The following is a 12,727-nucleotide window of genomic DNA, read 5'->3' on the forward strand; positions in this document are numbered from 1 at the left end:
GCCAGCTGGATTTGCTGGCATTTTTATTATTCGGTGTCGGTTGTTGAATCAGGTTCTGACTCGGCTTCAGGCTCTGGTAATGGCCAGCCACCTAATGCTTGCCACTTGTTGACTATGTAGCAAAAGAGCTCTGCGGTGCGCTCTGTGTCGTAAAGTGCACTGTGTGCTTGACTGTTATCGAACTCGATACCTGCTGCACGACATGCCTTTGCAAGCACCGTTTGCCCTAGAGCAAGCCCGGCAAGTGAAGTGGTGTCAAAGCTGACAAATGGGTGAAAAGGTGTGCGCTTTATCTTGTTACGCTCAATCGCTGCATTTAAAAAACCGTGATCAAAAGCGGCATTATGGGCAACGACAACGGAGCGTTGACAGCCCGCGGCTTTTTGGGCTTTACGCACGGCTTTGCAAATTTCTTTCAGCACTTCATCTTCCGCAACTGCGCCTCTGAGTGGTGAAAATGGATCAATGCCATTAAAGTCAATCGCAGCTTGCTCAATATTTGCGCCTTCAAAAGGCGCAACATGAAAGTGTACTGTCTGATCTAAGCTTAATACCCCGTCATCGTCCATTTTTAACATACTGACGGCAATTTCTAGTAGGGCGTCAGTATCTTTATTAAAGCCAGCGGTTTCCACGTCGATAACTACAGGAAAGAAGCCGCGAAAGCGTTTTGAAAATAGCGTTTGCTCGGTATCAGACATAATCTTCTTGGTTTGTGAAATTTAGCGGCCTATTATACTGATACCTCGACAAGAAGCGAGCAGCTTGAGAGCGCTTAGTATGGTACATTTATTGCTTAACTCTAAATAGCGCGAATTGGTAGAGATAAGCTCTAGTTTTTGGCGTGTTGAGCGCATGTAGATTAATGGTTGATGTTGTGAGGTGTGGGGTGATCAAGTTATATAAATCAGTAGGTTGGGTTGGTATATCGTTATGCGCCATTACCTTTAATAGCGAGGCTGCAATGCGGCAATACGCTGCCGAAGCTGATTCATCACATTGGAATGTTGACCAAAACAATCGCTTGAGTTGTGCGCTTAATCATGAAGTTCCGTATTACGGTGAAGCTATATTTTCAAGTAATGCCAGTAAAAATAAAGACTTAACCTTTAACCTTGATATGATGGTACGTCCTGAAAGTTACGATTTTGCAGGACTTGAATCGGTGCCACCGCTTTGGCGAGCCGGCAAACCGGCAAGAAGCATCGGGCAAATGAAATTACTGAAAAAATTTGACGGTGAACTTGAAAATGACGTCGCGTGGCAGTTGCTGACTGAGCTTGAAAAGGGCTACTTTCCCACTTTTTATTATAAAGATTGGCACAACGACGTAGATAAAATCTCAGTTTCTTTGTCGTCAGTAAACTTTAAACAGGCATATTGGGCGTTCTTACAATGTCGCGATAACTTGTTGCCATACAGCTTTGAAGACATCGCTTTTACGGTGATGAATTACAAGAAAAATTCCAGCGAACTGACAAAGTCGTCACGCAAACGCTTGGATATGATCGGCGAATATCTTAAAAATGACTCGAAAATTGAGCAAATTTATATTTCGGCCTATAGCGATAGTTATGGCGGCCGTGATACCAACCTGAGGTTGTCAAAGAAACGTGCCGAGGCGATTAAATCATATATGGCGAGCTTAGGGGTTGAAGAGAATAAGATTATGACTGACGGCTTTGGCGAAAAACGCCATATTGATACCAACGACAATGCTATTGGTCGCGGTAAGAACCGTCGAGTCGTGATCCAAATTTCAAGACCTTGATGTTGGGGTTTTGGTTTTGTAGTGGGTTGTTGGTTAGTTGGGTTGTCGGCTTAAAAGCCGACCTACAAGCCGAGACACGGTGCTGATATCGGTTTTATTCTAATACCGTACTACATGACGCTTTTAATGCATTGGCATGGCTTAGCTGATTGTGATAGGTGATGGTAATGGGCTGTGCGGTGTTTATCTCATAAGCCAGTGCTAAATCTAATTCTACGCTTTTACTTTGCCCAGCATTTAGGGTCATAAATTCATTGGCTGTCGGCGCGAGTCGTTTTGCCATGGGTCCTTGATAATTAAGCGACTTACCATTTTGTGTTACCTCTAAAAATTGGCTCCACCAGCCTTCAAAAGGGGTATGCCAAATTAGAAACTTTTCATCATTATGGCCTGCGTTGGTAAAAGTGAAATTAATGGGGTAGGTCATACCTGAGTCGGAACCCTTACTCACACTGCATTGAATGTTACTTTGTGCATTCATCGTTGCCTCTGATTTTGTAGTTGGGGCGGTGTCGTTGCAAGCTTGGAGCAGCATAGCAGCGGTGATCATCATTAGGGGTTTCAACATACTGTTTTTGAGCCTGTTGCCACGCTCATTCCTTTTTTATTTTCCACGTAAATACTTTGCACTATGCTGAGTATTACAGTCGAATAACGAATCGCATACTCTCATGACCAAAAATAATAACAAAGAGTTCAATTCTTTTGCATCGTTTTACCCTTATTATCTCGCGGAGCACAAAAACAAAACCTGTCGTCGCTTGCATTTTATTGGCTCAACCTTAGTGCTCTTGGTTTTGCTCTTTGCGCTGGTTTTTGCATATTGGTCTTTACTATGGTTGTTGCCAATCGCGGGTTATGGTTTTGCTTGGGTGGGGCATTTCTTTTTTGAAAAAAATAAGCCTGCGACATTTCAGTATCCACTGTATAGCTTGATGGGTGACTGGGTCATGTACAAGGACATTATCCGTGGTAAAGTACCTTGGTAAAGGAGACTCAGTAGATAATAAAAATGAATGTAAAACAAAGTGTTATTGCTATGAGCTGTGCCGTTTTACTGGCTGGTTGCCAAAGTGTGTCAGCCACTGGCACACGCACGCTAGCAACTTTTAGTGTAGATAATACTCAGTGCTACGACCGCAAGGCGCAATCTAGTTATTTTGCCGTTGATTCTCATCACCATTTTCAGCCATTTCGGGGAGATGCGGTCCCATTTGATAAGCTCGTTACTTGGGCAGAGCGTGCGGGAGTGGTGTTTGTCAACGTTTATGGCATTGGTCAAACCTACGAGCGAAAGCCTGATTGCTTTGGTGAGCGTGGGTGCTACAGTCAGTTGATTTCACCCAGCATTCAAAATGACTTTAAAAATGCGAGCAATTATCTTAAATATGGCGCAGATAACGTGCATATTACCTTGTCTATGACCTTTGCTGACTTACACAAACCAGAGACTATTTTGCCAAAAATGGCACTACTTGAAGGCGAGTTTGGTGACTTATTTCGTTGGATGGGAGAAGTGAATTTAGTTAAAGCAGCGCATTTTGGTAATGGGCATCAAGCGGTAGAAAAAGAGACTATCGCCAAGTGGCAGCCATTTATGGCTGTGCTAAAAGAAAAGCGTATTCCGCTTGCTCTGCACGCTGACTTAGGCGATAACAACACGCCACTTAAATACTTACCTTTGCTTGAGGAAGTGTTAAAACGCTACCCAGAAAACGATATTATTTGGATGCACATGGGAGTATCAAAAGAGTTAAACCAAATTGACCCAGAGCTGCACATAAACACCATGGAGCGGTTATTCTCCCGATATAAAAACTTAAAGGCCGATCTGTCATGGCGAATTTTGTACGACTATTATTTTAGTGACCCGAAAATTCAGGGGCAGTATGTTGAATTTATTAATGCCCATGCTGAGCGTTTTTTGCCAGGCAGTGACTTCGTCGCTAGTAAAAATAAACGCTTTTTCGATTATTTAGAAGAAGTCGATATCAATAGCCGAATTCTCGCTGAACTTGATGACAATGCTTTTCGCCAGATCGCCTTAGGTCAAAACTACTTTTCGCTATTAGATTTACCTTATCGCGCGCCAGAGATTTGTATTACAGCGTCTCCTTGAGCATGGATAGCACATCGTTTACGTCTAGCTTCATCACTTTATCGGTGTTCGCGAGCAATTGATCCGCGAGGTCTTTTTTATGGTGATGGAGCTCGACAATTTGCTCTTCAATCGTGCCTTTGGCAATTAAGCGATAAATAGTAACGGGGCGTGTTTGTCCCATTCTATGTGCGCGGTCTGACGCTTGCTCTTCAACCGCAGGATTCCACCAAGGATCCATGTGAATAACATAATCTGCAGCGGTAAGGTTCAAACCAGAGCCTCCGGCTTTGAGGCTTATTAAAAATACCTCGCCTTCACCTTTTTGAAAGGCATTCACGGCCTGCTGACGTGCTTTGCTTGGGGTGCTGCCATCTAAATATTGAAACCGGATCCCGCGTTTTTCCAAGCGAGCTTTGATAAGTTGCAAATGGCCTACAAACTGACTGAATATAAGTGCCTTGTGATTGTTCTCTTGCAGCTCGGTTAGAAGCTCATCCAATGCCGCTAATTTCGAGCTGGTTATCTGACTTTCTGCCATTAACAGTTTTGGATGACAACAGGCTTGGCGCAAGCGGGTTAGCGCTGCCAGCATTTTAAAGCGTTGTTCATTGGCACTGTCTTGCTGTGTTGACTGTGAAATTTCGTCAATGGCATTTTGGCGCAGCGCTTCGTAAAAGGTTTGTTCTTCTTGGCTCAATTGAATTGGTACATTGATCTCAGTGCGTGGTGGCAATTCAGTTAATACCTGATGCTTCATACGGCGCAGAATAAAAGGCTGGATCAGGTGTTTGAGGCCTTTACGGGCACGGTGTGCTGCGAGCTTATCTTCATTGGCGTTTTCAATGGGAGCGGAAAACTTTTCGCTAAAGCGTTTGAGGTTACCGAGCAACCCTGGGTTTACAAAACGAAAGAGTGACCAAAGCTCGGTGAGGTTATTTTCTATTGGGGTCCCTGTGGTGATCAGCTTAAATTTGCCTCTGAGCGCGCACGCGGCTTGAGTACGTTTTGCTAAAGGATTTTTTAGCGCTTGGGCTTCATCGGCGACAATGGTTTCAAAAGCGATAGGCTTTAAGATATCAACTTCGCGCTGGAGTAGACCATAACTTAATATCACACAATCCAGTGGTTGCAAGTTGCTCAGCATCTCAGCTCTAGCATCAGAATGTGGATAGTCAGAAAAGAGTTTCACCGACAAGGTTGGAGCGAATTTTTGGATTTCCTGTTGCCAGTTGAAGCAGACCGATGTTGGCGCGATGACAAGCGTCGGGCCGACATTGGCACGGGCCAATATCATCGCCAGCGCTTGGATGGTTTTACCCAATCCCATATCATCGGCAAGGCACGCACCTGCACCCCAATGGGCAAGTCGCATTGCCCAGTCAAAGCCTGCCTGCTGGTAGTCGCGCAGCTCGGCTTGTAATGTTGAAGGAAGCGTTGGAGTCAATGCAACGGCTTGCTGCATTTTTTCGTTTTGTTCTTCCCAAGCCGGCAAGGTTTTCATCCGCATTCCTGTGGTGGCTTCAGCAATTAAAGGCGCGGCTAACGGGTGAAACTTTCCGCCCTCGGTCGCGTTATTGAGCTGGTCAAGTTGCGCTTTTAAGTCACTTGAAAGCGCGAGTACTTGCTCACCGTCCAGCGCAATAAAGCGGCCATTGCTGGTGGCAACCATTTTTAGAAGCTGTTTAAGTTCGATAACTTGGTCATTACTTACTTGTAGCTCGCCGGTCATGTCGAACCATTCATTTTTCTTGCTCATGGCAAGTTGCAAATGTTGGCTTTCGAGCTTGCTACTGAGCTTAACCTTTTTGCCTTTAGGCCATCTGAGCTTGAGTGCCATAGGGCAAGGCTCTTGATTAATCACCAGCTCAAGTTCTTGCAGCACCTCTAGCGCTGCATCCATTTCAGCTAAACTTAAGCGATTATCCGTCATCTCCAAAAATAGCGGACAGTGCGTATCTAACTCATCCAATCTTTGCTGCTCAAGTAACAAGTTTCGGGTGGTGGATAAGCGCTTACCATCAATTTCGGCGCTGACAGTGGCAATACCGTGTCCTGGATGAAAAATCGGCCCTTTTTCGCCAAAGGGCATGACCACACAGTGAAAATCGAGGCCTTGATGATAAGGTTGAATGTTAATAACAAGCGCCGATTGCGCTTCGATACTATCCAGCCCAGTATCTATATCAGCTAAATCAGACTGTACATTAAGATAAGGTGCGATGGCTTTAATACTCGATAGCACCTTTTGTTTTGCACTGGTAGGCACGGTTAATCCAGACTCGCCGATAATCTCAGCGACCTGTATATGTGACTGGTTAAACACAATAAACTCGTAGTGATGCTCAGCTTGTTGAGTAAATGAGTAGGTTTGCGGTTGACCAAAATAGCTGGGTAAATTAGGAATAGAGAGTAGCAGATCGTCGCCATGTTGACGGATGTGTAACTCGGGAGATTTCTCGGCAATGGTAATGGCTTGTTTTAAGTCTTCTTCATGGTATAGGTTGGTGGCGCCGACTGCGGCTTTTAACGCTGGAATTCCAGCAAGGGTGTAGTCCGCACGACCATTGTAGCCATAACCTGACTGTGGTGCGATGGCGTCGATCAGCTTTTTATCAGATTGGCTGATATAACTAAATTGCTCAGGGTGTTGTTTCAGTTGTTTGCAGGAAATTGGCTTACCTTTTCCCCAGCCTGTTTTACCCCGCTTTTGCTCGCGTGCTAAAAACTCAATATCAAAGCGACCTTGCCTAATTTGCCAAATCAGGCGAAATTGTTCGTCAACTTCTTGGCTGGTATTTGCGTTCGGGTTGAGCGCAATAAGCTTGTCCAGTGCCAGATCCCACGCCGTCTTTTTGGCAACAAGGTGACTAACATTAAGCTCGGGATTAAACGCAAGCGGATATTGCTCACCGTGCATTGCCAGCATCAACTGCTTTGCAAGCCCAGCAAAAAGAGGTAAAGAGAGGCGCTCAAAAATTGCGATGCAGTCGTCGAGACTGGCAAGCGCTTTGGCATCTAAGCTCTGATTACACCAGAAGTGTGCAAAGCAGTCGAGCAAGCGACCTAAGGAATAGTCAAAAACATGAGATTTCTTCAGACTTGAATAATTTAAATGGGCGCTGCTGTAGGTACTGTTTTGCGACAAGCTCTCTGCGCAGTATAACAGCACGTTATTGGCAAAGAAGTTATTATAAGGCGCTTTGCTGTCTTGGCTTTCAAACTCAAGCTGTTGAGAGAGGGTGTCAAATAATGCGGCATCATGGCTATTGGCTTGCTGCAATAACGCCAACTTATGAAACAAACCCAGTGTTCTACCTAGGTACTGCTTTTTACGTTTGGTGATTTTGTCTTTGGCTTTTAGTGCTTGTTCAAAACAAACGATAATATCGTCGTGTTGTTGTAAAAAAGCAATGCTTGCCATAATTTGTGCGCTATAAGCGGTTTGGATATTGGCTACCAACGCCTGAGCCTTATCCAATTGCAGGGTATAGATTTGATATTCTGCTAATAAGCAGGTCAGTAGCGGGCTCTGTGTCTTGGCTTGAACCTGTGTGAGTATTTCAAGTGCATAGCTAATGCTGTGACCACCTTGTAGTAAGGTATAGAGCAAAGTTGCAAAAGCTTGATATTGCAAGTCATCAGCAAGTGCCGAAAATCCTTCAACTGAAAAAGGATAAAAGTACAGTGGTAATAGCACTTGATTGGTCTTATGACACACCGCCTGTGGGTCTTTCGCCAGTCCTAAATGATTGCGGGCTTTTGGTAGTTGATTGATAAATAAAAAGTCTCGAATGAGTCGCTGTTCATCGGCAAATTGGCGTTCCCATTCATAAGCATTCAGTACAGGGATAAACTCTTCAGCAGCGTTAAGGATTGCTAAAAACTGGCCGTCAGCCATGACTCGATGGCTTAAACTGGTCGCGAGTTTTAGATTTATTTGCACTCCATCTTCGTTAAAAGTCACTAACCCGTTTGAGCGCCATTTCATAATTTGGCTATGGCTTACACCTTGTTCAAAGTCATTTTCGGGGATGATCTCTTTTGCCACGAGTGCTTGAACTAGGCGTTTGAGTTTGATTGCTGAAACTGGTTTATAGACGACCGCCAGCACACTCAACAGCGTTTGCTCGTGCATAGGTAGGTTATGCACTTGATTGATTAGCGCTGTGATTTCTTCGTTAATTGCTGGTGGAAAGTCAAAATTCATCGTTTGGTTGTAGTATTCAATTTAAGACACTGAAAACTACCATAATTTAGTCTGAACTGCCATGAGGATAAGCAAAGTCAAAGTTCATTTTTCGGTTATGGTGGTTCATTCAATACACTGAAAACTAGTACTATATTTAGTCTGAACTGCCATGAGGATAAGCAACAAGAAAGAAAGGGAGGTGAGGGAGGCGATGCCTCCCTTTTGGTTAGCCTAGCATGTTATACAGTAATGCAGAAACCGCCAGCAAGCCGACGAATAGTACAAAGTAAGTGCCAATGTGGCTTTTGTATTTTTGTAGTGCCGGTACTTTAAACACGGCAATGGTTGGCATGAGAAACAAGATCATCGCAATAATCGGGCCTGAGATAGCCCCCATCATATCCAAAATACTTGGGTTTAATACGGCGCACACCCAAATAGCAACAAACATAAATACCACGCCTAGCTTGTCAGCAAGCTTGTAGCTCATACTCGTTTGCTTGGTTGCAAGGCCGTTAAAGCTTTCGCGTGCACCAAGGAAGTGGCCTAGGAAAGACGAAGTAATCGCGATAAATGCCACAAGAGGGCCAAGCATTTCAATAAATGGATTGTTATACACGTTAGCTAAATAGGATAAAACAGAGACGTTCGCCGATTTTGCTTCTTCCATTTGCTCTGGTGTTAGAGAGAATACGCAGGAGAACACGAATAGCAAAACAAACACGATCAACATAATGGAGGTCGTACGAAGAATGGCTTCTGATTTTTGAACTGCCTCACTTTTGTAGTGACGACGCTGCACGTTAGCAAAGCTAGATATAGCGGCTGCATGGCTAAATGAAAATACTACGATAGGAACGGATAGCCAAAGCAACTCGGTTAAGCTCGCAACGTCAGGCGTGCTTATCACTGGCATTTGCCAGTTAGGCACTAAATAGAGTGACAAAAACAGTAATACCCCAACCAGCGGGTAAACCAAAATAGCAAAAGCACGCAGTAGCAGCTTTTCGCCGCCTAGCATAATGGCAATCATCCCGGCAACGAGCAAACCGGAGAGTAAAATACGAGATGGCGATTCAAAGCCAAGTTGATTGACAATAAAGCTGTCGACGGTATTGGTTAGGCCAACACCATAGATAAGCAAAATAGGAAAAATAGAGAAAAAGTAAAGTAAGGAAATTAAACGGCCAGCACCTGCGCCAAAGTGCTCTTCTACTACATCCGTAAAATCGGCATTTTTTTGCTTTGATGAAAGGACGAACCGGGCCAATCCTCGGTGTGCTAAATAGGTCATAGGGAAGGCAAGCACTGTCATGATAACGAGTGGCCAAAAACCACCAATACCTATGTTAATTGGCAAGAATAAGATACCTGCGCCGACCGCAGTGCCAAATAAACTTAATACCCAATGTGTGTCGTGTTGGGTCCAGCGCCCGTCGCTGATGGTATTCATCTCCATCATCGCTTCAGAGGAATTACTCATATACTTGTTGTCCTGGATTTAGAATTATAATCGGGCGCATCATATAAAAAATGACGAAGTGTTGCATGTATAAACCGTCTACTCCGAGGAGTTATGCGGTGAAATACGTTTGTTTGACTAAAACTTGCTCAAGGTGTGGTGGGTTCTTCACCGGTTATTGTAAATCTAAGTCTGCAAATGTTCTTAATTGTTACCACTGGCAATGAATTGCTAGCCGACTTATAAATAAATTTTTATTCTAGTTTGCAAAGAGAATTAAAATAACCAAGTGGAAAAGTATGTTCAAGCTAAACTCTCTATTGCTCGCTTCAACTTTGTTGGGAAGCTTCGCTGCTAATGCAACGATTGTCGAATTTCAAACTTCTCATGGTAGCTTTCAGGTCAATTTATTTGATGAAAGTACGCCTAAAACCGTGGAAAACTTTTTGAAATACGTAGATAACGGGCGTTATTCTGATACGGTAATTCACCGCGTTATTCCAGATTTTGTTGTGCAAGGTGGTGGCTTCAAATATGAAGGAGACGTGCCTCTTGATGCCATCGCTACTTACGATGCTGTAAAAAATGAACCTAAATGGTCTAACGTAAAAGGCACTATTGCAATGGCAAAGGTAGCAAATAGACCTGATAGTGCGACAAGCCAATGGTTCTTTAATTTGGTAGACAACAGTAAAAATTTGGACGTTGACAACGGTGGCTTCACAGTTTTTGGTCAAGTGACTGGTGATGGCATGGAAATATTAGAAGCGATAGCAAAAATTCCTCGTTGTGGTAATGTGCCATTAGTTAACTTCACTGATGAACAGTGTAAAGATAGCAATAGTGAGCCGGGGGCAGCTAACTTTGTGACCATAAACGCAGTTACTGTGCTGGATGATGACCCCAAATCAGCTCAGGGCTTAAGCCCAAAAGCAAATACCTTGATTGATCAAGTGCCTGATAAGCCTTCAACTGACTCTGATTCATCTGGCGGTTCAATGTTTGCCGGCCTTATGTTGCTGGCTGGTATTTTCGGATTTAGACGTAGATTTCATAGGTAACCAAATCACTTTGGTTGCAGATGCTAACGATAGCATCACAGTCCCTAGTTAACCTGATCTCAGGTTAATAACTTGGAAGCGCACTTCGGTGCGCTTATTTCTTTGTTATTAAGTTATTGTTTTCGTTATTCGTCTTCGCCAAACAGTGCAATCGCTTTTGTCGTTAAACTATACTGATCACGGCCATCCGCTTGGATAAGCCCTTCATTGAGGTGAGTAGTCACAACATTTTCGAGTAGTTGTTGATCCACATGCGGGAGTGAAAAAGTGTGGTGATTGATATCGCACGATTCTGGAAAGCTTGCTTTCAGCTTAGACAGCAACATTATCGAATACATATTCTGTAAACGTTCCATAGCCGACCCTTTTATTATTCCAATTTTTGCGAGAACAATCCTAACAGTAAAATTGCGGGTTTGTCTATTTTTTGTGCTGGTTTGTGAGGGGGCAAAGATCCGATGTGCTTGAGAAAATACAAAGGGCCAATTTGGCCCTTTACAGTCTAATCTTATACGGCTTCAGCCGCTTTCTTCGCGAGGTATTCGTCGTACGTACCATGGAAGTCGGTGATCTTACCGTCTTTAATTTCCCAAATGCGCGTTGCAAGTGATGAGACAAACTGGCGGTCGTGCGATACGAAGAATAATGTACCTTCGTATTGTTCAAGTGCCAAGTTGAGAGACTCGATTGATTCCATATCCATGTGGTTCGTTGGTTCGTCCATTAGTAGGATATTTGGCTTATGCATCATGATTTTACCAAATAGCATACGGCCTTGTTCACCACCTGAGATCACCTTAACTGACTTTTTGATGTCGTTTTGAGAGAACAGCATACGGCCAAGGAAGCCGCGTACGACTTGCTCGTCATCGCCTGGCTGTTGCCACTGTTCCATCCATTGGAAAAGATCCAGATTTTTTTCAAATTCGTCAGCATGGTCTTGCGCATAGTAACCAATATTGGCGTTTTCTGACCATTTATACTCACCTGATTGTGGCGCTTTACGGCCTGCTAAGGTGTTGAGTAGTGTCGTTTTACCGGCACCATTTTCACCGATGATGGCAACTTTCTCGCCAACTTCAACAAGGCCATTTAGGTCAGAGAATAGGGTGTCGTCATAACCTTGTGATAGCGAGATAAGCTCAAGTGCGTTACGGAATAGCGGCTTTTCCTGCTCAAAGCGAATAAATGGATTTTGACGACTTGATGCTTTAACTTCTTCCAGTTGGATCTTGTCAATTTGCTTAGCACGAGATGTCGCTTGCTTCGCTTTTGAGGCGTTTGCAGAGAAGCGCGAAACGAACTGCTGTAGCTCAGCGATTTGCGCCTTTTTCTTAGCATTGTCTGACAACAGGCGCTCGCGAGCTTGCGTCGCAGCAAACATGTATTCATCATAATTACCTGAGTAAATACGCAGATCGCCATAGTCGATATCCGCCATATGTGTACACACTGAGTTTAAGAAGTGGCGGTCGTGCGAGATGATGATCATAGTACAATCACGCTGATTCAATACGTCTTCCAACCACTTGATAGTATAGATATCCAAGTTGTTGGTTGGTTCGTCTAGGAGCATGATATCTGGCTCTGCAAATAATACCTGTGCAAGTAGTACACGCAGTTTCCAGCCCGGAGCAACTTCTGACATCAAGCCATAATGTTGCTCGGTTGGAATACCCACACCGAGGAGTAATTCACCCGCTTTTGCTTCTGCGGAATAGCCATCCATTTCAGCAAATTGCGTTTCAAGGTCGGCAACACGCATGCCGTCTTCTTCGCTCATTTCAGGTAATGAGTAAATGCGATCGCGCTCTTGCTTGATTTCCCACAGCTCTTTATGACCCATGATCACTGTGTCTACAACCGTATATTGCTCGTAGGCAAATTGATCCTGATTTAGCTTAGCGATGCGCTCGTTTGGATCGTAGTTTACGTTACCTGCACTTGGCTCTAGCTCTTTGCTTAGGATTTTCATAAAGGTGGATTTACCGCAGCCGTTAGCGCCTATTAGGCCGTAGCGGTTACCGTCACCAAACTTAACGGAAATATTCTCAAACAGTGGTTTTGCACCAAACTGCATAGTGATGTTGTTACACGAAAGCATAAATTTGACTCATTACTGACAATTGCGGCGATCCTATCA

10 protein-coding genes are annotated in these 12,727 nt (G+C 44.0%); 4 read left to right on the forward strand and 6 right to left on the reverse strand.

The features are described 5' to 3' along the window. Positions 1-26: 26 nt before the first annotated feature. Positions 27-701: a ribonuclease T gene (gene rnt / locus QSH61_RS07190; RefSeq protein WP_010606467.1), complete on the reverse strand. Its 675-nt coding sequence runs from the start codon at positions 699-701 to the stop codon at positions 27-29. Positions 702-865: 164 nt separating this feature from the next. On the opposite strand from rnt, the gene QSH61_RS07195 reads away from it, so the two are divergent. Beyond that, positions 866-1,771, forward strand: a complete 906-nt coding sequence (locus tag QSH61_RS07195; RefSeq protein WP_010606468.1) for a flagellar protein MotY — start codon at positions 866-868, stop codon at positions 1,769-1,771. Between the two features lie 94 nt (positions 1,772-1,865). Here QSH61_RS07195 and QSH61_RS07200 read toward each other — a convergent pair whose 3' ends face one another. Beyond that, on the reverse strand, positions 1,866-2,339 hold the full coding sequence (locus tag QSH61_RS07200) for a DUF4352 domain-containing protein (protein ID WP_029215860.1): 474 nt from the start codon (positions 2,337-2,339) through the stop codon (positions 1,866-1,868). Between the two features lie 103 nt (positions 2,340-2,442). On the opposite strand from QSH61_RS07200, the gene QSH61_RS07205 reads away from it, so the two are divergent. Beyond that, entirely contained in the window at positions 2,443-2,760 is a 318-nt protein-coding gene (locus QSH61_RS07205) for an Mpo1-like protein (RefSeq protein WP_095727714.1), read from the forward strand. A 23-nt stretch (positions 2,761-2,783) separates the two neighbouring features. Further along, positions 2,784-3,890, forward strand: a complete 1,107-nt coding sequence (locus QSH61_RS07210; RefSeq protein WP_206471621.1) for an amidohydrolase family protein — start codon at positions 2,784-2,786, stop codon at positions 3,888-3,890. Here QSH61_RS07210 and QSH61_RS07215 read toward each other — a convergent pair. Together QSH61_RS07215 and QSH61_RS07220 are read right to left on the reverse strand one after the other, a co-directional pair. Further along, positions 3,874-8,079, reverse strand: a complete 4,206-nt coding sequence (locus tag QSH61_RS07215) for a DEAD/DEAH box helicase (RefSeq protein WP_206471622.1) — start codon at positions 8,077-8,079, stop codon at positions 3,874-3,876. The genes QSH61_RS07210 and QSH61_RS07215 overlap by 17 nt on opposite strands. Before the next feature lie 208 nt (positions 8,080-8,287). Then, positions 8,288-9,544, reverse strand: coding sequence for an aromatic amino acid transport family protein (locus QSH61_RS07220; protein ID WP_206471623.1), 1,257 nt, complete (start codon positions 9,542-9,544; stop codon positions 8,288-8,290). Positions 9,545-9,822: 278 nt separating this feature from the next. Here QSH61_RS07220 and QSH61_RS07225 point away from each other — a divergent pair, with 278 nt between their 5' ends. Further along, positions 9,823-10,584, forward strand: coding sequence for a peptidylprolyl isomerase (locus QSH61_RS07225; RefSeq protein WP_206471624.1), 762 nt, complete (start codon positions 9,823-9,825; stop codon positions 10,582-10,584). A 125-nt stretch (positions 10,585-10,709) separates the two neighbouring features. Here the strand turns inward: QSH61_RS07225 and QSH61_RS07230 are convergent, their stop codons facing one another. Further along, positions 10,710-10,940, reverse strand: a complete 231-nt coding sequence (locus QSH61_RS07230) for a hypothetical protein (protein ID WP_206471625.1) — start codon at positions 10,938-10,940, stop codon at positions 10,710-10,712. Between the two features lie 152 nt (positions 10,941-11,092). Then, the gene (locus QSH61_RS07235; RefSeq protein WP_045989109.1) at positions 11,093-12,688 is read right to left on the reverse strand and encodes an ABC-F family ATPase; all 1,596 of its coding nucleotides are present in this window, start codon (positions 12,686-12,688) and stop codon (positions 11,093-11,095) included. Between the last annotated feature and the right edge of the window lie 39 nt (positions 12,689-12,727).

Origin of the sequence: Pseudoalteromonas sp. JC3, from assembly GCF_030291895.1 — a bacterium.
Classification (GTDB): domain Bacteria; phylum Pseudomonadota; class Gammaproteobacteria; order Enterobacterales; family Alteromonadaceae; genus Pseudoalteromonas.

Coding starts and splice junctions, on each gene's coding strand:
- rnt (WP_010606467.1), bottom strand. CDS start 701: ATGTCTGATACCGAGCAAACGCTATTTTCAAAACGCTTTCGCGGCTTC.
- QSH61_RS07195 (WP_010606468.1), top strand. CDS start 866: ATGGTTGATGTTGTGAGGTGTGGGGTGATCAAGTTATATAAATCAGTA.
- QSH61_RS07200 (WP_029215860.1), bottom strand. CDS start 2,339: ATGTTGAAACCCCTAATGATGATCACCGCTGCTATGCTGCTCCAAGCT.
- QSH61_RS07205 (WP_095727714.1), top strand. CDS start 2,443: ATGACCAAAAATAATAACAAAGAGTTCAATTCTTTTGCATCGTTTTAC.
- QSH61_RS07210 (WP_206471621.1), top strand. CDS start 2,784: ATGAATGTAAAACAAAGTGTTATTGCTATGAGCTGTGCCGTTTTACTG.
- QSH61_RS07215 (WP_206471622.1), bottom strand. CDS start 8,079: ATGAATTTTGACTTTCCACCAGCAATTAACGAAGAAATCACAGCGCTA.
- QSH61_RS07220 (WP_206471623.1), bottom strand. CDS start 9,544: ATGAGTAATTCCTCTGAAGCGATGATGGAGATGAATACCATCAGCGAC.
- QSH61_RS07225 (WP_206471624.1), top strand. CDS start 9,823: ATGTTCAAGCTAAACTCTCTATTGCTCGCTTCAACTTTGTTGGGAAGC.
- QSH61_RS07230 (WP_206471625.1), bottom strand. CDS start 10,940: ATGGAACGTTTACAGAATATGTATTCGATAATGTTGCTGTCTAAGCTG.
- QSH61_RS07235 (WP_045989109.1), bottom strand. CDS start 12,688: ATGCTTTCGTGTAACAACATCACTATGCAGTTTGGTGCAAAACCACTG.